Source organism: Nonomuraea sp. NPDC050556 (assembly GCF_044457355.1).
Lineage (GTDB): Bacteria > Actinomycetota > Actinomycetes > Streptosporangiales > Streptosporangiaceae > Nonomuraea.
The window spans coordinates 324,304-349,769 of the sequence record NZ_JBITGU010000006.1; the positions used below are offsets into that span (position 1 = coordinate 324,304).

Genomic DNA, 25,466 nt, shown 5'->3' on the forward strand with positions numbered 1-25,466 from the left:
TAAGGCTCTCCCAAAAGAGACCGTCAGCAGCGAAAAGACGGTAAGCCAACGGGGTCGCGGCCCCCTCGATGATCATGCCCCCACGGGGTCGTGAGGTGGTGGGGGTCGTGAGGTGGTGGGCGTCGTGAAGCATCGTGAAGCGTCGTGGGGTCGCGGGTCGCGGGTCGCGGGTCGCGGGTCGCGGGTCGCGGGTCGCGGGTCGCGGGTCGCGGGTCGCGGGTCGCGGGTCGCGGGTCGCGGGTCGTCGCGGGTGACCGTGGGTGGTCACCCGCGAAAGCCGTACGTCAGTGGTTGGCGAGGAAGGCCAGGAGGTCCTGCCGCGTGAGGAGCCCGGCGGGCTTGCCGTCCTCCAGCACCACCGCCGCGTCCGCCTTCTCCAGCGCCTCCACCGCCCGCGCCACCGGCTCCCCCGCACCGATCATCGGCAACGGCAGCGACATGTGATCCGCGATCGAGTCCTCGGAAGAGACCCGCCCCCGATACAGCGCCTCCAGCAGATCCCGCTCCACGATCGACCCGACCACCTCGGCCGCCATCACCGGCGGCTCCTCCTTCATGACCGGAAGCTGCGACACCGAGTACTCCCGCATGATCGCGATAGCCGTACCCACCGTCTCGTGCGGGTGGGCGTGCACGAACGACGGCATCCCAGGCCCCTTGCGCGACAGCACGTCACGCACCAGCGACTCGTCGGAACTCGACGTCAGGAAGCCGTAGTCCGCCATCCACTCGTCGTTGAAGATCTTCGACAGGTACCCGCGCCCGCCGTCCGGCAGCAGCACCACGACCACGTCGTCCGGCCCCGCCGCCGCGGCCACCCGGAGCGCCGCCACCGCCGCCATCCCGCACGACCCGCCGACCAGCAGCGCCTCCTCGCGCGCCAGCCGCCGTGTCATGTTGAACGAGTCCTTGTCGGACACCGCGATGATCTCGTCGCAGATCGTCGTGTCGTAGGTGGCGGGCCAGATGTCCTCGCCGACCCCCTCCACGAGGTACGGCCGGCCGCTGCCGCCGGAGTAGACCGACCCCTCGGGGTCAGCGCCGATGATCTTCACGCGCCCGTTGGAGACCTCCTTGAGGTAGCGCCCGGTCCCGCTGATCGTGCCGCCCGTCCCGACTCCTGCGACGAAGTGCGTGATGCGCCCCTCTGTCTGCTCCCACAGCTCGGGGCCGGTGGAGCGGTAGTGGGACTCGGGGTTCTGGACGTTGGAGTACTGGTCCGGCTTCCACGCGTTCGGGATGTCGCGGGCCAGCCGGTCGGAGACCGAGTAGTAGGACTCCGGGTGGTCGGGCGAGACGGCCGTCGGGCAGACCACGACCTCTGCGCCGTAGGCGCGGAGCACCGAAATCTTGTCCTGGGCCACCTTGTCCGGCACCACGAAGACGCACTTGTAGCCGCGCTGCTGGGCCACGATGGCCAGCCCGACGCCGGTGTTGCCGGACGTCGGCTCGACGATCGTCCCGCCGGGCCTGAGCGCTCCCGACGCCTCAGCGGCGTCGATCATGCGGACGGCGATCCTGTCCTTCACGGAACCGCCAGGGTTGAAGTATTCAACCTTCGCGAGCACCTGGGCGGGCAGTCCCGCAGCCACCTTGTGCAGTCTGACGAGCGGAGTGTTGCCCATCAGCTCGACCAGGGAATCGTAAACGCGCACCGAGGTGTTCACCTTCTTTGCCGAAGCTTGGTCAGCTTGCCATGGGCCGTGGTCCCGAGGGGGTAGTCGGGACTCGGCTAGTTTTCGATTCAAACGCTACCGTCGCTGGAAGACGAGGGGGGCGCGCTAGGTGATCTGGACGCCGGGTGTGGCGCGCGCCGCGCGCAGAATCGCCGCTGCCGCCGCGGTCGGCGGCGGGGGGCTGACCGCTCTGGGTGCCACCGCGTACGGCCTGCTGGTCGTCGAGGGCCTCGTGGCGAGGAAGGTCATCGGCCGCCCGCACGGCATGGAGGGCCCCGACTCCGACGGCGTCTACGGCCATTTCACCGGCACGCCCATCCACCTGGCGATGCTGGGCGACTCGACCTCCGTCGGGCTGGGCATGAGCGACCCGGCCACCACCCCCGGGGTGCTCCTGGCGTACGGCCTGGCCGCCGTGTCGGAGCGTCCCGTACGGCTGAGCGTCTTCGGCAGGTCGGGCGCCACCTCGGCGCAACTGGCCCCGCAGGTGGACAAGGCGGTGAAGGTCAGGCCGGACGTCGCGGTCGTCTTCGTCGGCGCCAACGACGTGAGCACGCAGACGCCGCCGGCGACAGCCGTACGCCATCTGTCCAAGGCGGTGCGGAGGCTGCGCGAGGCGGGGGCCGAGGTGGTGGTGGGCACCTGCCCGGACATCGGGACGGTCAGGCCCATCGCCCAGCCGCTGCGCTGGGTGATGCGGCGCTGGAGCCGCCAGCTCGCCGCGGCGCAGACGGTGTCCGTGATCGAGACGGGCGGGCGGACCGTGGCGTTCGCCGACCTCCTGGGGCCAGAATTCGCCACAAACCCCGGAGAAATGTTCGGACCGGATCGTTTCCATCCATCTGACCGAGGTTACGCACAGGCTGCTTACGCGGTGCTACCTTCTGTATGCGCTGCGTTGGGGTTGTGGCCCGAGCCACAACCCGCACGTGGCGAAGGACTGCAACCGATTTACCTTGCGGCGGCTACGGCCGCGGAGGAGCCTGGCACCGAGGTCACTGCGACCCGGGTGGCCGGCCGCGCGACGGGCCCCCACGGAAGATGGGTCACGTTGCTCCGCCGGAAGCTCGGGGACAACGACGCCTGACTCCGGTCACCCTCCGAGCCATAGCCGTCACTCCTCGTCCCCATTGGAGTGGTATGCCCGTGCTCCGGCCCCTCACGACACCGGCCCTCGTGCTCGCCGGAACCCTGGCACTGGCAGGATGTTCCGGCTCAGACGCCGCCACAGCCGACTTCCCGACCTGGCAGAACGCCACGGTCAACGCGGTCAGCCGCCTGTCCTCCTCGGGAGGCGTCGTCACGACGACCTCCATGAAGCAGGACGGCTCCCTCGAAACCGTCGCCCTCGACCTGGCCAGCGGGAAGAAGTTGTGGGGCTACCCCGCGACGATGTCCGGCAGGCTGCCCGGCATGGGCGTCTCGGCGCCCGCGATCGTCAGCGGCGTCGTCGTCGCCCTCGACCCGGCCAAGAAGGGGCGCTGGAACGCCACCCTGATGGCCCGCGACGCCCGCACCGGCAAGCAGAAATGGGTCAGGCCGGTGCACTCGACGTTCGGGCCGCAGCGCTGCGGGCCGTACATCTGCCTGTCCGAGCACACCGCGCTGCGCAACGCGCGGGTCGTCGTGCTCGACCCGGCCACGGGCAAGCAGCTGTGGAAGCTGCCAGGGATCGCCGAGGTGGAGTGGTCCGACGCGGGGCGCGTCCTGCTGCTGCGGCTGGCCGCCAACCCGATGATCGAGTCGTACGAGCTGAAGACCGGCAAGCTGCAGTGGCAGCAGCCGATCGAGCAGGCGCTCGGCCCTGGCATCGACATGTCGGGCGGCTGGGCGTTCGGCGCCACCGGCGACAACCTGGTCGGCTACATCGCGCCCTACACGAACCCGCAGACCAAGCGGGTCTCGACCTTCGGCCTGTTCTCGCTGAAGATCGCGGACGGGTCGATCAACTGGATGCGCCCGTCGGTCGTGCGCGTCTACCCCAGCGGGAGCCCCGGCTACGCGCCCGTGGTGCGGCCCGTCGACCAGCAGGGGCAGTACGGCGGGTTCGCCAGGCTCGACTCGGAGAGCGGGCGGGTCATCGGCCAGATCACGGCGGCGCAGGTGCCGGGGTCGGGATGGTGGCTGGCGTTCCCCGAGCGGATGGAGCGGCTGGGCTTCCTCAAGCACAACACCAAGGGCACGGCGTTCGACCTGGCGACGGGGAAGGGGGTGGCGGTGGAGGAGCAGCACGGCTGGTCGTTCTGCGTCACCGACCCCAAGCCGCTGGCGCTGCGTCAGCAGATACCGGGGTTCTACTCGGTGGCTGCGGTGTGCGAGTACGACCTGGCGACGGGCAAGCGCATCGCGGAGCCCGCGGCGCCGCCGTCGTGGTTCACCGGCAGCCAGGACGGGTGGCGGCTCTGGCGCGACGAGAAGGGCGCCATCCACGGCATCAAGGACAACACCGCCAACTCCCCCGGGATGTATGGCTAGATCTCTCCTCTTGTACGGCTGTCGCCCGGTGGAGCACCGCGCGACAGCCGTCTTCTTTTGCGGAGACGGTCCCTTGGAGGTTCACCAACGGTCTTCGAGAGCGCCGAGTCCTGCGGTGGCGCAAAGGGGACGGCGTGCAGCCGTACCCCGGGAGGTTGTGACTGGCGAGTAGTGAAATATAGTTCTGGAGAATCGCCAACAGTCTCTGGAGGGCCCTATGCCTGAGGCAGTCATTGTCGCTACCGCGCGCTCGCCCATCGGCCGAGCCTTCAAGGGATCGCTGAAGGACATCCGCCCAGACGACCTCGTCGTCCAGATGATCCAGGCCGCCCTCGCCAAGGTGCCCCAGCTCGACCCCAACACCGTCGACGACCTCATGCTCGGCTGCGGCCTCCCCGGCGGTGAGCAGGGCTTCAACATGGGCCGCGTGGTCTCCGTGATGCTCGGCCTCGACAGGGTCCCCGGCACCACGATCACCCGCTACTGCTCCTCCTCCCTCCAGACCACCCGCATGGCCTTCCACGCCATCAAGGCCGGCGAGGGCGACGTGTTCATCTCCGCCGGCGTCGAGGCCGTCTCCCGCTTCGTCAAGGGCAACTCAGACTCCCTGCCCGACACCACGAACCCGATCTTCAACGACGCCGTGGCCCGCACGCAGACGTTCGCCGGCGGCGGCCAGACCTGGGGCGACCCCCGCGAGTCCGGAAACATCCCGGACATCTACATCGCGATGGGCCAGACCGCCGAGAACCTCGCCCAGCTCAAGGGCGTCACCCGACAGGAGCAGGACGAGTTCGGCGTCCGCTCGCAGAACCTCGCCGAGAAGGCGCTCGCCGACGGCTTCTGGCAGAAGGACATCACCCCCGTCACGCTCCCCGACGGCACCGTGGTCAGCAAGGACGACGGCCCCCGCGCCGGCACCACCTACGAGGCCGTCAGCGGCCTCAAGCCCGTCTTCCGCCCCGACGGCACCGTCACGGCCGGCAACTGCTGCCCGCTCAACGACGGCGCGGCAGCGGTGATCGTGATGAGCGACACCAAGGCGGCAGAGCTGGGCCTCACCCCGCTGGCCCGCATCATCTCGACCGGCGTCACCGGCCTGTCCCCCGAGATCATGGGCCTGGGCCCGGTCGAGGCGTCCAAGCAGGCGCTGGCCCGCGCCGGCATGGCGATCGAGGACGTCGACCTGGTCGAGATCAACGAGGCGTTCGCCGCCCAGGTGATCCCGTCGTACAAGGACCTGGGCATCGACCTCGACCGCCTGAACGTCAACGGCGGCGCGATCGCGGTCGGCCACCCGTTCGGCATGACCGGCGCCCGCATCACCTCGACGCTGATCAACAGCCTCCAGCACCACGACAAGACCATCGGCCTGGAGACCATGTGCGTCGGCGGCGGCCAGGGCATGGCCATGCTGCTCGAAAGGCTCAGCTAGTACGGCCCAGCCCCCGGTCTGAGAAGCTGCCCTGGTGGAAATTGTCCTTCTTGGGCCGGTTGGGGCGTTTGACCATGCGAAGCCGGTCGACATCAGCGGTGTCCGGCTGCGCATGCTGCTGGCCAGGCTGGCCCTGGAGGCCGGTCGCCCGGTGTCCGCCGACGCGCTGATCGACGACCTGTGGGGCGAGCAGGCGCCCTCGGGCGCGGCCAGCGCGCTGCAGGCGCTGGTGTACCGGCTGCGGAAGGCGCTGGGCGAGGCGGGAACGCTGACGTCCGTGGCGGGTGGCTACCGGCTGTCCGCCCGGACGCAGGACGTGGACGCGCTCAGGTTCGAGGAGCTAGCCGCGCAGGGCAGGCGGGAGCTGGCCGCGGGCAGGCACGAGGAGGCCGCGGCCGTGCTCGGCGCGGCCCTGGGGTTGTGGCGGGGCGCGGCGCTGGCCGACGTGCTGGACGCGCCCTTCGCCCCCGGTGTCGCGGCGCGGCTGGACGAGGTCCGCGCTTCGGCCGTCGAGGACCGTTTCGACGCGGCGCTGCGGCTGGGCGGGCACGCCGAGGCCCTGGCCGGGCTCGCGGTGGCGGGCGCGGAACACCCGCTGAGCGAGCGGCTGGCCGGGCTGCGGATGCGGGCGCTGTCGGCGACGGGACGCCAGTCGGACGCGCTGGCGGTGTTCGAGGAGATCCGCGGCAGGCTGGCAGAGGAGCTCGGCGTCGACCCCTCGACCGAGCTGCGGGAGATCCATCTGGCGCTGCTCCGCGGCGAGCTGGCCCCGCCTTCCGCGCGGGCCGAGGCCGTGCCGTGCCGCCTCCCCGCGCAGCTCAGCAGCTTCGTCGGCAGGGAGCGCGAGCTGGAGCAGCTGGCCGTGCTGATGGACTCCTCGCGGCTGGTCACCATCGTCGGGCCGGGCGGCGCGGGCAAGACGAGGTTGTCGATCGAGGCGGCGGCCCGGGATCGGCGGCGGGCGTGGTTCGTGCCGCTGGCCGGGGTGACCGCCCCCGACCAGCTCGCGGACGCGATGCTCGGCGCGCTCAGCTCCCAGGGGCAGACGCAGCAAGCCACGCCGGTCGACCGGCTGGCCGAGCTGCTCGACGTCGGCGAGGCCGTCCTCATCCTGGACAACTGCGAGCACGTCCTCGACGCGGCGGCCGAGCTCGCCCACGAGCTGCTCGACCGGTTGCCGCAGCTCGGGATCCTCGCCACCAGCCGGGAACCGCTGGCGATCACCGGGGAGGCGCTGTGCCATCTCGGCCCGCTGGAGCTGCCCTCGCGGCCCGCCGACGCGGCGGAGTCGGCTGCCGTGCGGCTGTTCGTCGACCGGGCGACAGGTGTCCGTCCCGACTTCGTGCTCGACGGCTCCACGGTGGGCGCGGTGGTGGAGATCTGCTGCCGCCTGGACGGCCTGCCGCTGGCGCTGGAGCTGGCGGCGGCCAAGCTACGGGCGATGAGCGTGAACCAGGTCGCGCAGCGCCTCGACGATCGTTTCCGGCTGCTGACCTCGGGGAGCAGGACGGCGCTGCCGCGCCAGCGGACGCTGCTCGCGGTGGTGGAGTGGAGCTGGGACCTGCTGGAGGAGGCCGAGCGCGTGCTGGCCCGCCGGTTGTCCGCCTTCCCCGGCGGGGCGACCCTCGCCGCGCTGGAGGCGGTGTGCGCCGGCGAGCTGCTGCCTGCCGGTGACATCCCGTACCTGCTCGACGCGCTGGTGGAGAAGTCGCTGCTGAGCACCTCCGACGAGCCTCGCTTCCGGATGCTGGAGACCGTACGCGCCTATGGGGCGGCCAGGCTGGCCGAGTCGGGCGAGGACCTGTCTGCGCGGTTCGTCGCGTACTTCCTGGCGCTGGCAGAGGAGCACGAACCGCTGCTGCGTACCGGAGGCCAGCTCGACGCGATCGCGCTGTTCGACGCCGAGCACGGCAACCTGGTCGCCGCGCTGCGGATGGCCGTGGCCGCCGGGGACGGGGCGACCGCGTCCCGGTTCGTCGGCGCGTTGTTCTGGTACTGGGGCATCAGGGGGATGTGCGGCCAGTTCGGGACGTTCCTGTCCGAGGTGCGGAGGCTCGGTCACGAGCTGCCCGACCACGCCCTCGCGACCATGCATGCCGTACGGCTGGCAGCGAGCGGACCCGCGGTCGACTCGGCCGCGGCGCGCGAGTTCCACCCGGCGTTGCCGCTGGTGCGCATGTCCCTCGCCGCCGGTGGCACCGGCCACGCGGAGCCGAGGGACGCGTGGGCGCGGGCCAGCGCTCACTGGGCGCGCGACGTCGCCCTCACCGAGCAGGGCGAACTGGCGGCGGGCGCGCACGACCGGCGGGAGGCGTTGCGCGGCTTCGAGGAGGTGGGCGACCGCTGGGGCCTGGTCATGAGCCTGCTCCCGCTGAGCCGCGACCACTCCCTGCTGGGCGAGTACGGCCAGGCGATCGCCCTGCTGGAACGCGCCGTGGCGATCAGCTCGGAGCTGGGCGCCGAGGACTACCTGTATCTCACCAGGGCCAGGCTCGCCCGCGAGCGCAGGCGCAGCGGCGACCTGGACGGCGCGCTGTGCGACATCCTCGTGGCGCGCCGCCAGGCAGCGGAGAAGGGCCACCGGCGGCTGGAGGCCAACATCCTGGTCGGCCTGGCCAACCTCCAGCGCCGCGCGGGCGAGCTGGAGCGGGCCGACCGCACCCTCGACGAGCTGGAGTCGCTCGCCATCCCCGAGGATCTGGCCAGGGACCTGATCGTGAGCACCAGGATGGAGAACCGCCTCGCCGAGGGCGCGGCGGCCGAGGCCCGGCTGCTGCTGCCCCAGGCGGCCGGTTCGCTGTTCGCGCAGGGTTCGAGCGCCGGGCTGGCCTGGGCGGCCGAGCTGCTCGGCGGGGTGCTCGCGCTGGAGGGCGACCCGTCTGGAGCAGCCACCGCGCTCGGCATGAGCCAGGCGATCCGCGGCGCCTTCGACCACGGCGAACCCGAGCTGCGCGAGCTCGCCGTACGCCTGACCGGAAAGCTCGGCGAGCCCGGCTACGAGCGGGCCTATCGCCTGGGCGCGGACCTGCCGCGTAAGGACGCGCTCACCCGGCTGGCCGGGGCGACAGCGCCGTGAAGACCTCGTCCTGGCCTGGCGGGCGGAGCCCCAGCTCGTCGAGGCCGACACCGGCCCGGTCCAGCCGCCTGACCAGGGCGGAGACCAGGATCGGATCGACGATCGGCACGGTCAGCAGCCCGGTGTGCGGATCGTGGGCGGGGACGGTCCCGGTGAGCTCGGCCAGGATCGGGCGCACGATGTCGAGGTCGGACAGCAGGCTCGTGCGCACCTGGAGCCGCTGACCGACGCGCCGCTTCAGCTCCTGCGGGCTGCCCTCGGCGACCACTCTGCCCCGGTCGATCACGGTGATCCGGTCGGCGAGCTGGTCGGCCTCCTCCAACTGCCGCGTGGTCAGCAGCAACGTGCAGTCTTGGGCCAGCAGCGGCCGCGCGAGCGCCCAGACCTCCTTGCGCGCGTGGGCGTCCAGCCCCCTGGTCGGCTCGTCCAGGAGCAGCACCCTCGGCCGTCCTGCCAGGCCGGTGGCCAGGTGGAGCCTGCTGCGCATCTCCGTGGAGAGCGCCCTGACCGGACGGTCGGCGACCTCGGCCAGCCCGAACCGCTCCATCATCGCGGCGGACGCCAGGTTCTCCCGGCAGGTCAGGCTCTCGTCCACCCGCGCGACGCGGACCCGCACCGGACCGTCGGCCACGTCGTGCCCGCCGACCGTGGCGCGGCCCGCGTCCGGCCTCAGCAGCGCGGCCAGGATCCGCACGAGGGTGGTCTTGCCCGCCCCTTCAGGGCCGAGGAGCCCGACCGCCTGTCCCGCGGGGACCTCCAGGTCCACCCCGTCCAGCGCGAGCGTCTCCCCGTACCGCTTGACCAGCCCCTCGGCGCGGATCGTGTACGTCATGGACCCGACCGTGACAGGTCCCGCTGATATCCCGATGACAGCCCCTGTTCCCCGGATGTCAGCGGCGGCCGCCATCGTCGGCGTCCATGAACAACGAGTCATCCCGTCCCTGGCACCGCCCGCTGGTGGTGTGCGCCGCCCTCATGCTCGGCCTCGTGGCCGTCGCCGGCGTCGGGACCCTGGTGGACGGCCGGACCCTGCTCGGCGAGCCGGTCTGGGTCAAGCCGCTGAAGTTCGCCTTCGCCTTCGCCCTCTACTCGGGCACGCTGGCCTGGCTGCTCACCAAGCTGAACAAGGGCAGGCGGCTGGCCCGGTGGGTCGGCACGGTCTTCGCGGTGACCGCGGTCGTCGAGGTCGGCGCCATCACCGTCCAGGCGGCCAGGGGCACCGTCAGCCACTTCAACGCCGACCAGAGCGACCCGGTCACCCTGGCCCTGGTCCCGATCCTCACCTACGGCGTGATGATCATCCTGATCGCCCAGCTGATCCTCGCCGTGGTCGTGCTGGTCCAGCGCACCGGCGGCGCCGCCCTGGCCAGGGCGATCCGCGCCGGCCTCGGCCTGGCCACGTTCGGCATGCTCGTGCCGCTCTTCTGGATGGTCACCGAGATCCACCCGCGTACGGTCACCGACGCCAACGGCCACCGGGTGCCCATGTTCCAGGGCCACGGCATCGGCGACCCGGACGGCAACGGCATGCCCCTGACCGGGTGGAGCGTGACCGGCGGCGACTTCCGCGTGCCGCACTTCTTCGCCCTGCACGGGATCCAGGCGCTCCTCCTGCTGGCCGCCGTCCTGGGCGCGCTCGCCGCCAGGCACGCCTGGCTGCGTGAGGAGAGGGTGCGCGCCCGCCTGGTCGGCGCGGCGGCCTTCGGCTACGCGGGGCTGGTCGCGACCGTGACCTGGCAGGCGGGGCGCGGGCAGTCCCTCGTCCACCCGGACGCGGCGACCCTGGCCGTGGCGGGCGCGGTGCTGCTGGTCACGGCGGCGGCAGCCGTACTGGTGACCCTGTCAGCCAGGCGGGCCGCCGTCGCGCCGATCAGGACCCTGCAGCCCCAGCACTAACCGTGGACGGTCGGGCCCGCCTTGGTCAGGGTGATGCGGACGATCACCCGCCTGTCCCTGACCATGGCGGCGCGGTAGTCGTCCCAGTCCGGGTGTTCGCCCGAGATGTCCCTGTAGTAGCTCTCCAGGGCCTCCATGGCGTCCGGGAGGGAGATGACCTCGGCCTCCCCCTCCAACTGCGCCCACTCCCCGTAGAAGCCGTTGTTGAGCACGCACAGCGACACCTGGGGGTCACGGCGGATGTTCCGCGTCTTCACCGCCGTTTCCCTGGTGCTGATGACCACACGCCCCTCAGCGTCGACGCCTACCGTCACGGGTGACAGTTGCGGCCGCCCGTCTGCGCGGGCGGTGGCGAGGACGGCGTTGTGGTTGTCGCGGACGAACGCGCGAGCCTTGTCGAGATCCATGGCTCAATGATGCGCGCCCGCACCGGTCTGCCGGTACGGGCGCGAAGGCTGAGGACGGCTCAGATGAAGCCCATCCGGGTACGGCGGTGCCGCTCGTGCTCGAGAACGATGGCGGCGGCGTAGCCGTGGGTGATCCCATGCTCCTCGGCGAGCCAGTGAGCCCGCTCTTCGCACCTGAGGAAGCTTGGACCGTTGTCGATGGCTTGGAACCACTCGGGGAGTTCGCGTCCCGTTATCGTGGGGACCCTTGCGATGAGCTTCGTCTGCGTCTCCATTGAGTGGTTCAAGGACATGGGCACCTCCGCGGATTAAGGTCCTTTGCTCGACACTGCAACACGAGTTCACGAATGGCAACCCCCCAACCGACATCGTTTCGTTACGGGATGTAGATCAACAGTTGCGTGCTGTTCACATCGCCCCTGCGCCAGGCCGTTAAAGGTGGGGCTGGTGCGGCAAAAGAAAAGAGGCCCCGCCGTACGGCGGGGCCCCAGATCAGCGCTGGTGCGGGGTCAGTCCCTGAAGTAGCTGAGGAAACGCAGCACCTCGAGGTAGATCCAGACCAGGGTCAGCGTGAGGCCGAAGGCGCACTGCCAGGCGAACTTCTCCGGCGCGCCCGCCTTGATGCCCTCTTCGACAGCGGAGAAGTCGAGCAGCAGGAAGAAGCAGCCGATCAGGATCATCGCGATGCTGAAGACGTAGCCGAGCGGGCCCGCCTCACGCAGGCCGAGGCCGCCGGTCACGAAGAACCCGACGATCCAGTTGACCAGCGCCAGGCCGATCATGCCGATCGCGGCGCCGACCACGTAACGCACGAACTTCGAGGTGACGCGGATGATGCGCAGCGAGTAGACGGTGAGCATCGCGGCGAACGCCAGCGCGGTGCCGAGCACCGCCTGCACGACGATGCCGTTGAACGCGCTCTCGTAGTAGTGGCTGAGCGCGCCGACGAACACGCCGTAGAAGAGCGCGTAGCCGAGGATCAGCGCCGGGTTGGTGCTCTGCTTGAACGAGGCGATGAGACCGAGCACGAGGCCGATCAGCGCCGCGCCGATCGCGATCCCCAGGCCGACGTTGAGGTACCAGGCCGCCGCGCCGGCCACGACGAGCGTGCCCAGCGTCATGAAGCTGCGGACCACGACGTCGTCGATCGTCATCGTCCGGTAGGCGGGCGCGGTGGGCGGTGCGTACGACGGTGCGTCGTACATGTTCTGAAGCTGACTGGGGGTCGGGCCGGGGGCGCCCCAGCTGCCTGCCGTGTTCTGCCGGCCCCGGCTGAATACGGGGTTCCTGCTCTCCATCACTGCCTCCACGCCGCGGACCTGTGCGATCAGCCTATTGGGCCATGCGTCCCATGTGTATTCGCAAGCTTCTAACGATCGTGTGGAGCCCGAAGTTCCCGAGCTCACCATGCGTGGTCGTCTCGTCGTCTGTCAGCGATAGTGCCTGGCAGAGGCAGTGCCCCCGGCGGGATTCGAACCCGCACGTCAACCCTTTTAAGGGGTTTGCCTCTGCCATTGGGCTACGGGGGCGCCGCAATCATACGAAATGGACCATGCTCCCGAGGAGCACAACTTGGCATCATGCGTCACAACTGTGAAGTCTGCGGTGAAGTGCTGTAGCTCCACCGACTCTGTCCAGAAAGAGCACGCCGTCCAAATGGTCCATTTGATGCTGAATGCAGCGAGCCTCGAAGGCGTCCGCCTGGATCGTGATCAGCTCTCCCGTGCCTGGTAAACGGCCATAAACGATGATCCTTGTGGCTCGCGGTACTTCGGCGGCCAGCCCCGCCACGGAGGCGCACGCCTCCCGCCCGGACTCCCAGCGGGAGGCCTGCGCGAGTTGCGGATTGACGAGGACGAGTTCGCCTGCCGACGACCTGCTCCTCGGATGCCGCCCCGCGTCGAAGGCGATCAGCCGCCAGGCAACCCCGATCTGGGGCGCGGCGAGACCCGCCGTGTGCGGGGTGTCACGCATCGTGGCGAGCAGGTCGGCTGCGGCGGCCACCACCGAGGGGTCCTGCGGATCCACCGGATCGGCCGGAGCCGACAGCACGGCGTGCGGGGCGTCGATGATCTCGCGTACGGTGCCCGGCTCGATCACAGCAGCTCCGGCTCTGCCGGTCTGAAGGTGATCTCGGACCCGAGCCTGGACCCGACGGCCGCCAGCCGCCGCATCAGCTCGGCCACGTCCACCAGCCCTGGCAGCTCGACGTCGGCGATCAGCACGTAGAGGCGCCCGGTGAGCCTGGTGCTCATCCCGGTGATGTTGCCGCCCACCGCGGCCAGCACCCCGCTGACCGCCGAGATGATGCCGGGACGGTCGGGCCCGTGCACGGTCAGCACGTAGCCGAGCCCGGTCCGCTCGCGGCTGAAGTCGGGCCGCGCGCTCACCGCGGACGCGGTCACCACCAGGTCGGGCGCGCACACCCGCTCCTCCAGCTCGACGGCGCTCAGCTCGCCCGACACCAGTAACATCATCGCCACGTGGCCGCCGAGCAGCGTCATCGTCGAGTCCTGGATGTTGACCCCGCAGTCGGCCAGCGAACCTGCGACCGCGGCGATCACGCCTGGCCGGTCGACGCCGAGTACGGTCACCGCAGAGAGCCCCACCCCTGGATCCCCTCTCCTTTCCCAGGGGTGCCGACGACGAACGCCCCGGCGTTGAACGCCGGGGCGCCAGCCGTACGGGAGGCTAGTTCTTGCGGTCGCTCGCCACCGCGGCCCTGAACCCGTCGCGCGGGTGTTCGACCTCGCCCAGCGAGATCGTCTCGCGCTTGAAGAACAGGGCGAGGGTCCAGTCCACGACGACGCGGACCTTGCGGTTCAGCGTCGGCACCCTGGACAGATGGTAGGTGCGGTGCATGAACCATGCAGGGAATCCGCGAAGCTTGACGCCGTAGACGTTCGCCACGCCCTTGTGCAGGCCCAGTCCGGCGACCGATCCGACGTACTTGTGGCGGTAGTCGACCAATTCGTCACCGCGGAGGTATTTGACGATGTTGTCGGCCAGGACCTTGGCCTGGCGGACGGCGTGCTGGGCGTTCGGCGCGCAGTACTGACCCGGGTCGGTGACGTCGGGCACCCCGGCCGCGTCACCGGCGGCGAAGGCGTCCCTGGTGCCGGCGATCGTGAGCTTCGCCGTCGTCTTGATCCGTCCGCGCTCGTCGACGGGCAGGTCGGTGGCGTTCACGATCGGGCTGGCCTTGACGCCCGCGGTCCAGACGAGGGTCTGCGCGTCGAACTCCTCGCCGTTCGAGAGCTTGACGTGCCCGCCCACGCACGACTCCAGGCGGGTCTCCATCTTGACCTCGATGCCGCGCTCGCGCAGCTGCTCGGCGGTCCACTTGCCCATCTCGGGGCCGACCTCGGGCAGGATCCTGTTGGTCGCCTCGACCAGCACCCAGCGCAGGTCCTTCTGGGTGAGGTTGCGGTAGTACTTGACCGAGTCGCGCGCCATGTCCTCCAGCTCGGCCAGCGCCTCGACGCCCGCGAAGCCCGCGCCGACCACCACGAACGTGAGCGCGCTGCGGCGGATCTCCGGGTCGTCGGTCGAGTCGGCCACGTCGAGCAGTCCGAGCACCCTGTTGCGCAGCGCGATGGCCTCGCCGATCTCCTTGAAACCGATGCCGATGTCGGTCAGTCCGGGGATGGGCAGCGTGCGCGAGATCGAACCGGCGGCCATGACGATGACGTCGTAGGGGATCTCCCTGGCCGGGCCCTCGCCCGGCTGGAAGGTGGCGGTCCGCTCGGCGTGGTTCACCTTGGTGACGCGGCCGTTGAGTATGTGTGCCTTCTTGAGGATCCGGCGCAGCGGCACGGCCACGTCGCGGGGCGACAGGTTGCCCGCGGCGGCCTCGGGGAGGAAGGGCTGGTAGGTCATGTAGGACTGGGGGTCGATGAGGGTGATGCGCACGCTTTTGTCGTTCAGCTCCTTGCGAAGCGTGCGCTGCAGGCGCAGCACGGTGTAGAGGCCGACGTAGCCTCCGCCAACGACCAAGATGTGCTTGTTCATCTTGAGGTCCCATCCTCGTGTGTTGCTTGTGAAAGCATTCACAAGCGTAGAACTATTCCCCTCAGATCTCCATTTCCTGGGACATGCAACGCGTCACACTGCCAGTGTCGCCGCTCTGGCAAAGATGTCGTCGAGCATCTGCGCGGTGACGCGACCGGTGAACGTGTTCTGCTGGCTCGGGTGGTAGGAGCCGATGAGCGTCGCGCCCCGCCCGATGCCGATCTCGACACCATGGCCGAAGGCGGGGCGCGGGCTCGGCAGGTCGTACCCGGCCTCGCGGAGCGCCGGCCACAGCGCCTGCCACGCGAATCCCCCGAGTACGACGATCACCCGCACGCTCGGCGACACGAGTGCGAGCTCCCTGGCCAGCCACGGGTAGCAGGCGGCGCGCTCCCCCGGCTCCGGCTTGTTGGCCGGCGGCGCGCACCGCACGGACGCCAGCATCCTGGCGTTCACGAGCCGCTGCCCGTCCCCGGCGCGCACGCTCGTCTCCTGTACGGCGAAGCCGGTGCGGAAGAGCGAGGCGAACAGCCAGTCGCCGCTGCGGTCGCCGGTGAAGATGCGGCCCGTCCTGTTGCCGCCGTGCGCGGCGGGCGCCAGGCCCACGATGAGCAGGCCAGGCTTCTCCGCGCCCCACCCGGCGATCGGGCGGCCCCAGTACGTCTCGTCGGCGAAGGAGCGGCGCTTCACCTCGGCGACCTCCTCGCGCCAGGTGACCAGGCGCGGGCAGGCCCGGCAGACGGACTGCCTGGCCGACAGCTCGGCGACGGTGCGCGCCGAGGCGGCCAGGTCGGCCACCTCGGCCGGATCGTGCGCGACGGGGGTGTCGGCCGCGGCCGGATCGTCCGGCCAGCCGGTGCCGGGTGGAACGAAGCTCATGCGGTCGATGGTGCCCTATTTGGTCTTGGTGGGCGTCGGAGTGGCCTTGGCCGTCGGTGTGGCGGTCACCTCAGGAGTGGCTTTCGCCTCGGGCGTGGCTGACACGCTGATGACGGGCTGGGGCGTTGTGGTCGGGCAGGCGGTGGCGGCCGGGGACGGTTCCACGTCGCCCTGCGGCTCCTCCACCAGCGCGAGCGGGTAGCGGTTGAGCACCGGCTCGCCGCACGTCCGGTCGACCTTGTAGCCGTAGTCCTCCGGGTTCGTGGTGATCGGCTTGCCGTCCTGGTCGTAGAGGTAGACGTCGGTGAGCGGCGTCCCGTCCTTGGCGTACGGCTTGATGTTGTAGACCTCGTTGTCGACCGCCCCGACCGTGGCGATGTTGACCTGGGGGTAGGCGTAGGCGACCGGGTCGTCGTGCCGGTTGGCGCCCGCCGCCTCGACCATGCCGCCCAGCACGATGACCGCCGCGGCCACGTTGGCCAGCACCAGCACGGCCGACATCCGGCGCCCGTACGAGCGCCTGCCGACCCACACCGAGACCACGACGAACAGCGCGACCACCGCCCAGTCGGGCAGCCCGCCGGGCACCAGCCAGGCGCCGGAGAGCGGCGCCAGCAACATCATGGCCAGCGCGTAGCCCCTGAGCACCCACCAGCCGGGCCGCAGCTCCGGCAGGAAGCCCGTGAAGGCGCGGTAGGGCGCGTGCCGCAGCAGCCCGGCGTGCAGGGACCTGGCCTGCTCCACGGGCCGCCAGCGCGGCTTAGGCCCCGCTGAGGGCCGGCCCCCGTAGGCGGCCACCAGCTCCTCCGCGTACGCCGAGGGCGGGCCGAGCCGCTCCTCCAGCGGGACGTCGGGCTCGGCGGCGATCTCCGCCAGGTGGTCGTCGAGGTCCTCGAGCAGCTCCTCGCGGTCCGGGTGGTCGGCGAGGGCGTCACGTACCGCTTGTGCGTACTGTTCTGGGGTGGTCACGCGTGACGCTCCTTGAGCAGGGTCGCCATGGTGGCGGCGAACGAGGTCCAGGTCTTGGCCGACGAGGCGTACTGCGCCCTGCCGACGTCGTTGAGCCCGTAGTACTTGCGGTGCGGGCCCTCGTCGGAGGCGACCACGTACGAGGTGAGCGCGCCGGCCTTGAACAGGCGGCGCAGCGTGCCGTAGACGGACGCGTCGCCCACGTCCTCCAGGCCCGCCTCCCTCAGCCTGCGCAGGACGTCGTAGCCGTAGCCGTCGCGCTCGTCGAGCACGGCGAGGACGGCCAGGTCCAGCACGCCTTTGAGTAGTTGGCTGCTATCCACGCGATGCACACTACTGCGCTTTGCGCAGTACCGGCAACCAGGAAACGAAAGAACCGGGCGGCCAGACGGCCACCCGGTTCCTCGTGAAGCTCCCTACTTACGCGGCAGGGCAGCTCTCGTTGTAGGCGAGAACCGACGAAGAAGCAGTGTTCGGGCTGGTGATGACCAGCTGAATGCTGCCCTTGGTCACAGTGGCGTCGTGCGTGCCACCGATGCCCCAGGTCACCGGGATCGACTTCGCGCCATCGAACGTGCGGGTCAGCTCGGGGCCGTCCTGCACGCCGTTGACCACCCAGTGGTAGGAGACAGTGCCCGCGGCGGTGCTGGTCAGCGTGGCGGCGAAGTCAACGCCGGGTCCACGCTTGCTCGACGCGGTGTTGACGCACTGGTCGGTGCGCACGCCAGCCTGCGAGATGCTGGAGGTGCTGACCGAGAACGGCTTGTTGCAGGCCGCGTACGACTGCGACGAAGCGTCGCTGTTGTTCGGGCCCTTCACCGTGATCGACACCTTGCCGCCGTTCTGAGCGGCGCCGGTCAGCGCCTGCTCGGGCAGGTCGACGTTCTTGGTGCCGGCCTCGCTGAACCAGGTGTCACCCTTGGCGACGTCAGTGCCGTTGACCGACCACACCCACTCGACACGGCCACGGCCGGTCGCGGAGATGTTGGCGTTGGCGCCGACGGCGCAGGTGTTGTGGTTCGTGCCGGTGGTCGGCGTCGAGACGGAGACCTTGGTCTCGTGGCTCGGCTCGCCCTTGCACCACACGCTGTAACGCACGCGGTCGGACTCGTTGCCGCCACGGCCCAGGACCTCGAGCACTGCCCAGCCGCGGTGGCTGAAGCGGGGCTCGAACTCGAAGCCGACGCGACGGGTGTTCCAGACCTTCAGCGCGCCGCGGTCGACGACGTCACCGTTGAGGATCCAGCGGTAACGGACCCAGCGCGGGCTGTTGACCTTGATCACACCGGTGAAGTCGATGCCGCTGCGGCCGTCACACGGGCCGACGTACTCGTCGGGGTGTGCCCACGCCTTGACCCAGGTCCTGGGGGCGTTGGGGTCGACCTCGTTGTCAACGCAGGTGACCTTGAAGTAGCCCTTCTTGGAGGTCACCTTGCGCGGGCCGAGGACCTGCACGGCCTCCCAGCCCTTGACGTTGCCGCCGAAGGAGAGCGTCTCCTTGACGTTGACGTACTTGCTGCCATGGCCGGACAGCTTGACGACCTGCACCTTGCCCTTGGAACCATCGCCGTGCAGCCAGCGGTAGGCGAGCTCGGTCCTGCCGTTGAGCGTGACCTTGATCTTGGCGGAGATGTCGACCTTCACAGGACAGGCGCCCTGGTAGTCGGCGTCTGCGGCCTTGGGCGTCGAGACCGAGACCTTCGGCTTCGACTTGGTGGCGGCAGCGGTCTTGGCGACCGTGCCGGCCGAGGTGGTAGCCGCCTGGGCGGGGCTCGACATGAGCCCAGCGACCATGGTGGCCAGCACGGCGGCGGAGGCGCCGAACGCCGCCGCTCTGCGTGCCAGTCCAGCAGACTTCATGTGAGAGTGCTCCATTCCTTGAGGGGAAAAGATGCGCTCGGGAACGGTCGCCAGGCCGGCACCATCTGTGCCGGTCCCAATGGCAAAGCCCCCGTAAAGCTTCTTTACCTAATCATAGAAATGATTGCACCCTCAACACGGGTTTAGGGGCAGAATTGTCCGGATTTAGTGGACAGACCAGGCGATTCCGTCCAGGATGTCATGCTCACTAACCACGACCTGCGGAAACGCGAACCGCCTCACGATGCGGTCAAGAATCAACCCACCTGCACCGATGACATCAACGCGCCCCGGATGCATCACCGGTATCTCTGACCGCTCACCGTGGGTCATGGAAACCAATCGCCGTGTCACCTCATGGACCTTTTCCGCGGACACGATCGCGTGATGGATCCGCTCCGGATCGTAGGTTTCCAGCCCGAGGGCGATCCCCGCGACCGTCGTGACGGTCCCCGCCAGCCCGACGAGGGTGTGCGCGCGCTCCACGGGCACCTCGTCGGTCACCCGGTCGAGCGCCCGCTCGATGTCGGCGACCACCGCTTCGAGCGCGGCCACCGACGGCGGGTCGCCCGCGTCCTTCAGGTGCCGCTCGGTCAGCCGCACGCACCCGATGTCGACCGACAGCGCGCTCTCCACCCGGTCGGAGCCGACGACGAACTCGGTGGAGCCGCCGCCGATGTCGACCACGAGGTAGGGGGTGGTGAGCGCCAGCCCCTTGGTCGCGCCGGTGAACGACAGCGCCGCCTCCTCCGCCCCCGTCACCACCTCGGGCTCGACCCCGAAGATCCCGCGCACGCCGTCGACGAACTCCTGGCGGTTCTCCGCGTCGCGGGTGGCCGACGTGGCCACCACGCGCACGGCCGTCGCGCCGTGCTTGGCGATGAGCTCGGCGTAGCCGCGCATCGCGGTGAACGTGCGCTCCAGCGCCTCGGGGGCGAGCCTGCCCGTCCTGTCGACGCCCTGGCCCAGCCGTACGATCTCCATCCGCCGCTCGACGTCGCGCAGCACGTCGCCGTCGATGTCCGCGATCAGGAGACGGACGGAGTTGGTGCCACAGTCGATGGCGGCTACACGCATGGTCCCTCGTTCCACCACTCGCCGAGCGCGTCGAGCGCTTCCTTGCCGATCGGGTTGCTCCCGGGCGACGCCAGCTCGTGCGCGACGAGCGCGTGCAGGCACTTGACCCGCAGCGGCATGCCGCCCGTGCTCTGCATGTCGCGCGGCAGCGGCTCCAGCCCGTCCTCCTGCGCGGCCTTGTCACGCTGGGCGATGTAGTCGTCGTGCGCCGCCTGGTACGCCGCGGCGAGCTCAGGGTCGGTGCCGAGCCTGGCCTGCATCTCGCGCATCACGCCCGAGCCTTCCAGCGTGCCGATGGCCGAGTTGGCCTTGGGGCAGGTCAGGTAGTAGAGCGTGGGGAACGGCGTGCCGTCGGGCAGCCGCGGCGCCGTCTCGACCACGTCGGGGTTGCCGCACGGGCACCGGTGCGCCACGCGGCGCAGCCCCCTGGGCTCCCTGCCGAGCTGCCGCTCGACCGCGGCCACGTCCTTACTGTCCACCCTGTGCCCCCACGTCGACCTTGCTCCCCTTGCCCGTGTCGACGGCCTCGACCGACTCCCACAACGTCTGGTACCACGGCGGCCCCGCGGCCTGCTGCTGCCCCTGCGCGCCGCCCTGCTGCTGCTTGACCGCCGTCTTGGGCGGCATCACGACGTAGCACTTGGTGCCCGCGTCGCAGTAGTGCAGCCGCTCCCTGGCCTCCCGTTTCTGGAAGTTGGGATCGGCCTGGCGGCGCAGGTCCTCTGCCAGCTTGCGCTGCTCGGCCTGGACCCGCGCCTTCTCCGCCTGCAGCGCGGTGATGTTGCGCCGCTGGGAGATGTACTCGCGCACGGGGTAGGCCAGGCTCATGGCGATCGCGCACACCACGACCGCGAGGATCGCGGCCCGACCTGTCAGTTGGGGCCTTTTCGCCATACTCATCCCCCTCTGGTACGGCTTGCGCCCTTTCGGCAGGCGCAAGCCGCGTGCTTATGGTCGCACTCCCTCGGGCCTCCGTTGGCTTCGTTCCTCGCTCTCTTCGGCCCGGCTCGTTGCTCCGGAGAAACTAGCGCCGGAACCGCGGGAAAGCGCCGCGACCCGCGTAGCGGGCGGCGTCGTCGAGAAGTTCCTCGATACGCAGCAGCTGGTTGTACTTCGCCACGCGGTCCGACCTGGCGGGCGCACCGGTCTTGATCTGGCCGCAGTTGGTGGCCACGGCGAGGTCGGCGATCGTGGTGTCCTCGGTCTCGCCCGAGCGGTGGCTCATCATGCAGCGGTAGCCGCTACGGTGCGCCAGGTCGACCGCGTCGAAGGTCTCGCTGAGCGTGCCGATCTGGTTGACCTTCACCAGCAGCGCGTTGGCCGTGCCCTCGTCGATGCCGCGCTGCAGCCGCTCGGGGTTGGTGACGAACAGGTCGTCGCCGACCAGCTGCACCTTGTCGCCCAGCGCCTTCGTGATCTTGTTCCAGCCCTCCCAGTCGCTCTCGTCCAGCGGGTCCTCGATGGAGACCAGCGGGTAGGAGGCGACCAGGTCGGCGTAGAACTCGATGAGCTCGTCGGCGCTGAGACCCTTGCCGTCGATCGTGTAGACACCGTCCTTGTGGAACTCCGAGGCGGCCACGTCGAGCGCGAGCCCGACGTCCTCGCCCGGGGTGTAGCCGGCCTTCTCGATGGCGACCAGGATCAGGTCGAGCGCGTCGCGGTTGCTGGGCAGGTTGGGGGCGAAGCCGCCCTCGTCGCCCAGGCCCGTGGCGTAGCCCTTCTCCTTCAGCACCGACTTGAGCGCGTGGTAGACCTCGGTGCCCATGCGGACGGCCTCGCGGAACGTCTCGGCGCCGATCGGCGCGATCATGAACTCCTGGATGTCGACGTTGGTGTCGGCGTGGGCGCCGCCGTTCAGGATGTTCATCATCGGCACGGGCAGCACGTGCGCGTTGGGGCCGCCGAGGTAGCGGAAGAGCGGCAGGTCGGCGCTGTCGGCGGCGGCCTTGGCCACGGCCAGGGAGACGCCGAGGATGGCGTTGGCGCCCAGGCGGGCCTTGTTGGGGGTGGAGTCGAGGTCGATCATGATCTGGTCGATGATCCGCTGGTCCTCGGCCTCGACGCCGTGGACCTCGTCGAAGATCTCGTCGGTGACGGCGAGGACGGCCTTCTCCACACCCTTGCCGCCGTAGCGCTCGTCGCCGTCGCGCAGCTCGACGGCCTCGAAGGCGCCGGTGGACGCGCCGCTGGGGACGGCCGCGCGACCCGTGCTGCCGTCGTCGAGGACAACCTCGACTTCGACGGTCGGGTTACCCCTGGAATCGAGGATCTCTCGGGCGTAAACGACCTCGATGGTAGCCACGGATGTGCTCCTAAGTCTGACGGCTATATGCCTTCAGAGCCTATCGACCCTTACTCCTTGGTAGGGCTGCCCCCCTCCAGGCCTCCTACATTGGCGCGCGGAGGCTGCGCGCCATGCTCGCGCTGTCCCCCGGCGACCGGGTGCTCGACATCGCCCGCTCCACCGGGCCGATCCAGTTCGTCACCGGGCGACGATGAGGCCGCGGTAGTCGACCTTGGCGCCCGTGGCCGTCAGACCCACGTGACCCGGGCCGGGGTCGCGGGGGAAGTCCCTCACCTGGATCTGCTGCCCGTCGAGGACGAACTTGTAGTGCGCGCCCTTCTTGACCACCTTGAGCGTGTGCTCCCGCCCGTAGGCGAAACCGGCGGGCAGCGGCGAGCGTTGCTCCGCCGCGACGCCGTCGAAGACCCCGACGCTCAGGAACTGGCCGCGTCCCGCGTCGATGGAGGCCCGCACCTGGTCGCCGGTGTCCGCGTAGGGCACCTGGACGCCGTAGAGGTTCACCTTGACGCTGAGGACGCGCATCCGCACGAACACCGTCGCCACCTTGGCGGTCTTCGTTCCCAGCCGGAAGATCTGCCCCGATTCGAGGGTGGTCAGCCGCGCGGCCATGCCACCGCGGGTGACCCACGTCCCCTGCTGCTCGACTCCGGGCAACCCGCCCCACTTCGTGACCGGTTGCGGGGTAGGCGTCGGCGTTGGTGTGGGCGTCGGGGTCGGAGTCGGGGTGGGCGTGGGTTTGGGGGTGGGCTTCGCCGACGTCTTCGTCGCCGTCGGCGTGCTCCTGGGCGTGCTCTTCCCCACCTGGTGGACGACCTCCGCCTTCTCCGTCGGCTCGGCGGACGACGTCGTCGCGGGCATCGCGGCGACCCCGCCGCCGCCGGAACCCCACCCGGAGATCCCGTACGCCACGGCCCCCGCCAGCACCAGGACAGCCGCCCCCGCGCCTACGACCATCCCCTTACGGCTACGCCTGGGCACCGGGGTCTCGCGCTTGGTCACCTTGTGCTCGTCGCCGCCGCCCAGCAGCACCGCGTGCACCGCCTCGGCGCTCGGCCGCTGCGCCGGATCCTTGCGCAGGCAGGCCGCCAGCAGCCCGGCCATCGCCGCCGGTACCCCCGTCAGGTCAGGCTCGACGTTCAACACCCTGTTCAGTACGGCAGGCACGCTGTCCTCGCCGAACACCGGCCGCCCCGTGGCCGCGAACACCATGCACGCCGCCCAGCTGAACACGTCCGACGGCGGCCCCACCTCCGCCCCGGCGATCTGCTCCGGCGACATGTAACTGGGCGACCCCACGATCGCCGCCGTGGACACCGTGGCCGAGTCGACGACCCTGGCGATGCCGAAGTCCACGACCCGCGGCCCGTCGTGCGTCATCAGCACGTTGCGCGGCTTGAAGTCCCTGTGCACGATGCCCGCGCGGTGGATCGCCATCAGCGCGGTCACCGTGGCCACGGCGAGCCTGGACAGCTCGCCCTCGTCGCGCGGCCCGCGCTCCTTGACCAGGTCGTGCAGCGACGGGCCCTCGACGAACTCGCTGACGATGTACGGCGGGTCGTTCAGCATGTCCACGTCGAGCACCCGTGCCGTGCAGAACGGAGCCACCTTGCGCGCGCTGTCGACCTCGCGCTGGAAGCGGCGGCGCATCTCCGGATCCCTGGCCAGGCGCGCGTGCAGCACCTTGACCGCGACCCTGGCCCCCGACGGCGACTCGGCCTCGTAGACCGTTCCCTGGCCGCCCTCGCCGAGCACCCTGGTCAGCCGGTAGCCGCCTACTGATAAACCATGCGCGTCCACCGGGGGATCATAGGGGATCAGGCCCGCGACTCCCAGGCGACGACGCGGTCGCGGTAGGCGCGTGCGGCAGAACGCAGCTCCGCCTCGGGGTCGAGGCCGCCCGCCTGCGCCCGCCGTACGAGGTCGAACAGCTCGCGGGCCACGCCCTGGCCGACCGCGTGGGACAGGCCCTCGGGTGCGCCCGCTCCCTCGGCGCGGCGCATGAGCTGGGCGGCGAGCGACAGCGCCGGCTGGCCCATCGGGACGCCGTCGAACAGCTCCTTGCCCGCCCGCTCCTCCGCCTTGATCGCCTCCCAGTTGGCGTTCACCTCGTCGGCCGTCTCGGCGGTGACCGAGCCGAACACGTGCGGGTGGCGGCGGATCAGCTTGTCGACGATGGCGGCCGCGACGTCGTCGATGTCGAAGTGCTCGGCGACCCGGGAATGGAAGGCCACCTGGAGCAGCACGTCGCCGAGCTCCTCGCGCAGCGCGTCGTAGTCGCCCTGCTCGACGGTCTCCTGCACCTCGTAGGCCTCTTCGAGCAGGTACGGGACGAGCGTCTCGTGGGTCTGCTTGCGGTCCCACGGGCATTCTGCGCGCAGCCGCTCCATGACCGCGACCAGGTCGAGCACGCGCGCGCCAGGCAGGTCGTAGGAGCCGGGGACGTGCTCGATCACCGGCGGGTCGTCCATGGCCAGCGCAGCCTCGCCGACCGCGCGCGGGAAGTCGCCCAGCCAGACGACCGTTCCCTCGGCCGCCCTGCGCACCAGCTCGCGAGGATCGGGGACGCCGACGGTCACCTCGATCCCCGCCTCGGCCAGGTAGGGCAGCTGCGGGTGGTCCTCAGCGTCGGTGAACACGGGGCCGGCGCCCAGCGCCTGCCAGGCCTGGTGGCTCAGCAGGCCCGGGGCGACCCTGGGCGAGGTGGTGACGACGATCAGCGGCATGCCACTGAGGCTAGCCCTGCGGCTGGCCGGCCGCCGGTGGGGTGGCGGTCAGTTTGCCGAACCGGCCCGTGTCGACGAACAGCTGCGGGTTCTCCTGCGAGCGCTGCGGGTTGATCGCTCCGTAACGCGGGCTGTAGGTGATCGGGATGGCCTTGGTGGCCTCCTGCACCTTCTGGCTGCCGCGCTGCTGTGCGGCCTGGTCGGTGCCGCCGCCGAGCTGCTGGAGCACCTTCTGCAAGCCCACCGAGATGCGCATGTAGTCGCGCGCCTTGCTCGGGGCGATGCCGCTGCCGAGCATCTGCTGGTCGAGCGTGCCCTTCTGCGGGTCCTGGGTGCTGGCGGCGATGAACTGGTCGATCTCGCCTTCGGACACCTGCACGCCCGCGGTCTGCAGCAACTGCTTGTACTGGCTGATCTGGGCCAGCTGGAAGAGCACGATCTGCGAGATCGAGCCGGGGAACCCGAGCTGCTCGGGCGTCACCTTGGCCTTCTCCAGCGCCGCTTCGTACTCCCTGACGTTGGCGTTCAGCTCATCAGCCGAGATGCGCTCCTTGCCGACGACGGCCGCAGCACCGGCCTCGACCGGTGAGGAGCAGGCGGTCAGCGCAAGACCCACCGCGGCGGCGGCCACAGCCACTCGAATCGACTTCACGTGCCATCCCTTTCCGACAAATCCC

At 70.2% G+C, this 25,466-nt stretch carries 24 protein-coding genes and 1 tRNA gene; 5 read left to right on the forward strand and 20 right to left on the reverse strand.

From position 1 onward, the window contains the following. Window positions 1-284: 284 nt before the first annotated feature. A complete protein-coding gene (locus tag ACIBG8_RS48320) occupies window positions 285-1,655 on the reverse strand; it encodes a cystathionine beta-synthase (protein WP_397350082.1) in 1,371 nt (456 codons plus the stop codon). A 130-nt stretch (window positions 1,656-1,785) separates the two neighbouring features. Between ACIBG8_RS48320 and ACIBG8_RS48325 the strand changes: the two genes are divergently transcribed. From ACIBG8_RS48325 to ACIBG8_RS48340, 4 genes are all read left to right on the forward strand, one after another. Next, complete coding sequence (locus tag ACIBG8_RS48325) at window positions 1,786-2,763, forward strand: SGNH/GDSL hydrolase family protein (protein WP_397350083.1); 978 nt, start codon at window positions 1,786-1,788, stop codon at window positions 2,761-2,763. Between the two features lie 53 nt (window positions 2,764-2,816). Further along, entirely contained in the window at window positions 2,817-4,151 is a 1,335-nt protein-coding gene (locus ACIBG8_RS48330; RefSeq protein WP_397350084.1) for a PQQ-binding-like beta-propeller repeat protein, read from the forward strand. Between the two features lie 217 nt (window positions 4,152-4,368). Next, complete coding sequence (locus tag ACIBG8_RS48335; RefSeq protein ID WP_397350085.1) at window positions 4,369-5,586, forward strand: acetyl-CoA C-acetyltransferase; 1,218 nt, start codon at window positions 4,369-4,371, stop codon at window positions 5,584-5,586. A 34-nt stretch (window positions 5,587-5,620) separates the two neighbouring features. After that, complete coding sequence (locus ACIBG8_RS48340; protein WP_397350086.1) at window positions 5,621-8,662, forward strand: BTAD domain-containing putative transcriptional regulator; 3,042 nt, start codon at window positions 5,621-5,623, stop codon at window positions 8,660-8,662. Here the strand turns inward: ACIBG8_RS48340 and ACIBG8_RS48345 are convergent. Continuing rightward, complete coding sequence (locus ACIBG8_RS48345; RefSeq protein ID WP_397350087.1) at window positions 8,631-9,494, reverse strand: ABC transporter ATP-binding protein; 864 nt, start codon at window positions 9,492-9,494, stop codon at window positions 8,631-8,633. The two genes, ACIBG8_RS48340 and ACIBG8_RS48345, sit on opposite strands and share 32 nt — an antisense overlap. A gap of 86 nt (window positions 9,495-9,580) precedes the next feature. Between ACIBG8_RS48345 and ACIBG8_RS48350 the strand changes: the two genes are divergently transcribed. After that, window positions 9,581-10,558 carry a hypothetical protein gene (locus tag ACIBG8_RS48350; RefSeq protein WP_397350088.1) on the forward strand — a complete coding sequence of 326 codons (978 nt, stop codon included), beginning with the start codon at window positions 9,581-9,583 and terminating at the stop codon, window positions 10,556-10,558. Here ACIBG8_RS48350 and ACIBG8_RS48355 read toward each other — a convergent pair. From ACIBG8_RS48355 to ACIBG8_RS48440, 18 genes are all read right to left on the reverse strand, one after another. Beyond that, complete coding sequence (locus ACIBG8_RS48355) at window positions 10,555-10,965, reverse strand: PPOX class F420-dependent oxidoreductase (RefSeq protein WP_397350089.1); 411 nt, start codon at window positions 10,963-10,965, stop codon at window positions 10,555-10,557. The two genes, ACIBG8_RS48350 and ACIBG8_RS48355, sit on opposite strands and share 4 nt — an antisense overlap. A gap of 59 nt (window positions 10,966-11,024) precedes the next feature. After that, on the reverse strand, window positions 11,025-11,258 hold the full coding sequence (locus tag ACIBG8_RS48360) for a DUF4287 domain-containing protein (RefSeq protein WP_397350090.1): 234 nt from the start codon (window positions 11,256-11,258) through the stop codon (window positions 11,025-11,027). A gap of 216 nt (window positions 11,259-11,474) precedes the next feature. Continuing rightward, the gene (locus ACIBG8_RS48365) at window positions 11,475-12,263 is read right to left on the reverse strand and encodes a Bax inhibitor-1/YccA family protein (protein ID WP_397350091.1); all 789 of its coding nucleotides are present in this window, start codon (window positions 12,261-12,263) and stop codon (window positions 11,475-11,477) included. Window positions 12,264-12,421: 158 nt separating this feature from the next. Continuing rightward, a tRNA-Leu gene (locus ACIBG8_RS48370) sits at window positions 12,422-12,494 on the reverse strand. A gap of 49 nt (window positions 12,495-12,543) precedes the next feature. Continuing rightward, the gene (locus tag ACIBG8_RS48375; protein ID WP_397350092.1) at window positions 12,544-13,065 is read right to left on the reverse strand and encodes a peptide deformylase; all 522 of its coding nucleotides are present in this window, start codon (window positions 13,063-13,065) and stop codon (window positions 12,544-12,546) included. Further along, window positions 13,062-13,574, reverse strand: coding sequence for a glycine cleavage system protein R (locus ACIBG8_RS48380; protein ID WP_397350093.1), 513 nt, complete (start codon window positions 13,572-13,574; stop codon window positions 13,062-13,064). The genes ACIBG8_RS48375 and ACIBG8_RS48380 overlap by 4 nt, the downstream gene beginning before the upstream one ends. Before the next feature lie 82 nt (window positions 13,575-13,656). Further along, window positions 13,657-14,976, reverse strand: a complete 1,320-nt coding sequence (locus ACIBG8_RS48385; RefSeq protein ID WP_397350094.1) for an NAD(P)/FAD-dependent oxidoreductase — start codon at window positions 14,974-14,976, stop codon at window positions 13,657-13,659. A gap of 93 nt (window positions 14,977-15,069) precedes the next feature. Then, window positions 15,070-15,855: a uracil-DNA glycosylase gene (locus ACIBG8_RS48390; RefSeq protein WP_397350095.1), complete on the reverse strand. Its 786-nt coding sequence runs from the start codon at window positions 15,853-15,855 to the stop codon at window positions 15,070-15,072. A 15-nt stretch (window positions 15,856-15,870) separates the two neighbouring features. Next, on the reverse strand, window positions 15,871-16,824 hold the full coding sequence (locus ACIBG8_RS48395; protein ID WP_397350096.1) for a hypothetical protein: 954 nt from the start codon (window positions 16,822-16,824) through the stop codon (window positions 15,871-15,873). Further along, the gene (locus ACIBG8_RS48400) at window positions 16,821-17,147 is read right to left on the reverse strand and encodes a PadR family transcriptional regulator (RefSeq protein WP_397350097.1); all 327 of its coding nucleotides are present in this window, start codon (window positions 17,145-17,147) and stop codon (window positions 16,821-16,823) included. Before ACIBG8_RS48400 ends, ACIBG8_RS48395 begins: the two co-directional genes overlap by 4 nt. Before the next feature lie 97 nt (window positions 17,148-17,244). Then, complete coding sequence (locus ACIBG8_RS48405; protein WP_397350098.1) at window positions 17,245-18,684, reverse strand: hypothetical protein; 1,440 nt, start codon at window positions 18,682-18,684, stop codon at window positions 17,245-17,247. A gap of 165 nt (window positions 18,685-18,849) precedes the next feature. Then, entirely contained in the window at window positions 18,850-19,761 is a 912-nt protein-coding gene (locus tag ACIBG8_RS48410) for an exopolyphosphatase (protein WP_397350099.1), read from the reverse strand. Continuing rightward, window positions 19,752-20,240 carry a DUF501 domain-containing protein gene (locus tag ACIBG8_RS48415; RefSeq protein ID WP_397350100.1) on the reverse strand — a complete coding sequence of 163 codons (489 nt, stop codon included), beginning with the start codon at window positions 20,238-20,240 and terminating at the stop codon, window positions 19,752-19,754. Before ACIBG8_RS48415 ends, ACIBG8_RS48410 begins: the two co-directional genes overlap by 10 nt. Continuing rightward, complete coding sequence (locus tag ACIBG8_RS48420) at window positions 20,230-20,655, reverse strand: septum formation initiator family protein (RefSeq protein ID WP_397350101.1); 426 nt, start codon at window positions 20,653-20,655, stop codon at window positions 20,230-20,232. Before ACIBG8_RS48420 ends, ACIBG8_RS48415 begins: the two co-directional genes overlap by 11 nt. Before the next feature lie 130 nt (window positions 20,656-20,785). Then, window positions 20,786-22,063 carry a phosphopyruvate hydratase gene (eno, locus tag ACIBG8_RS48425; protein ID WP_397350102.1) on the reverse strand — a complete coding sequence of 426 codons (1,278 nt, stop codon included), beginning with the start codon at window positions 22,061-22,063 and terminating at the stop codon, window positions 20,786-20,788. 180 nt (window positions 22,064-22,243) lie between these two features. Beyond that, entirely contained in the window at window positions 22,244-23,863 is a 1,620-nt protein-coding gene (locus ACIBG8_RS48430) for a serine/threonine-protein kinase (protein WP_397350103.1), read from the reverse strand. 17 nt (window positions 23,864-23,880) lie between these two features. Continuing rightward, window positions 23,881-24,789 (reverse strand): MazG family protein, encoded by a 909-nt coding sequence (locus ACIBG8_RS48435; RefSeq protein ID WP_397350104.1) that lies wholly within the window; start codon window positions 24,787-24,789, stop codon window positions 23,881-23,883. Window positions 24,790-24,799: 10 nt separating this feature from the next. Further along, window positions 24,800-25,441: a SurA N-terminal domain-containing protein gene (locus tag ACIBG8_RS48440; RefSeq protein WP_397350105.1), complete on the reverse strand. Its 642-nt coding sequence runs from the start codon at window positions 25,439-25,441 to the stop codon at window positions 24,800-24,802. Between the last annotated feature and the right edge of the window lie 25 nt (window positions 25,442-25,466).

What these genes read in the sequence shown, in the direction of transcription:
- ACIBG8_RS48330 (WP_397350084.1), top strand. Translation starts at nt 2,817, where the DNA reads ATGCCCGTGCTCCGGCCCCTCACGACACCGGCCCTCGTGCTCGCCGGA.
- ACIBG8_RS48335 (WP_397350085.1), top strand. Translation starts at nt 4,369, where the DNA reads ATGCCTGAGGCAGTCATTGTCGCTACCGCGCGCTCGCCCATCGGCCGA.
- ACIBG8_RS48345 (WP_397350087.1), bottom strand. Translation starts at nt 9,494, where the DNA reads ATGACGTACACGATCCGCGCCGAGGGGCTGGTCAAGCGGTACGGGGAG.
- ACIBG8_RS48350 (WP_397350088.1), top strand. Translation starts at nt 9,581, where the DNA reads ATGAACAACGAGTCATCCCGTCCCTGGCACCGCCCGCTGGTGGTGTGC.
- ACIBG8_RS48355 (WP_397350089.1), bottom strand. Translation starts at nt 10,965, where the DNA reads ATGGATCTCGACAAGGCTCGCGCGTTCGTCCGCGACAACCACAACGCC.
- ACIBG8_RS48360 (WP_397350090.1), bottom strand. Translation starts at nt 11,258, where the DNA reads ATGTCCTTGAACCACTCAATGGAGACGCAGACGAAGCTCATCGCAAGG.
- ACIBG8_RS48365 (WP_397350091.1), bottom strand. Translation starts at nt 12,263, where the DNA reads ATGGAGAGCAGGAACCCCGTATTCAGCCGGGGCCGGCAGAACACGGCA.
- ACIBG8_RS48385 (WP_397350094.1), bottom strand. Translation starts at nt 14,976, where the DNA reads ATGAACAAGCACATCTTGGTCGTTGGCGGAGGCTACGTCGGCCTCTAC.
- ACIBG8_RS48390 (WP_397350095.1), bottom strand. Translation starts at nt 15,855, where the DNA reads ATGAGCTTCGTTCCACCCGGCACCGGCTGGCCGGACGATCCGGCCGCG.
- ACIBG8_RS48405 (WP_397350098.1), bottom strand. Translation starts at nt 18,684, where the DNA reads ATGAAGTCTGCTGGACTGGCACGCAGAGCGGCGGCGTTCGGCGCCTCC.
- ACIBG8_RS48410 (WP_397350099.1), bottom strand. Translation starts at nt 19,761, where the DNA reads ATGCGTGTAGCCGCCATCGACTGTGGCACCAACTCCGTCCGTCTCCTG.
- ACIBG8_RS48420 (WP_397350101.1), bottom strand. Translation starts at nt 20,655, where the DNA reads ATGGCGAAAAGGCCCCAACTGACAGGTCGGGCCGCGATCCTCGCGGTC.
- ACIBG8_RS48435 (WP_397350104.1), bottom strand. Translation starts at nt 24,789, where the DNA reads ATGCCGCTGATCGTCGTCACCACCTCGCCCAGGGTCGCCCCGGGCCTG.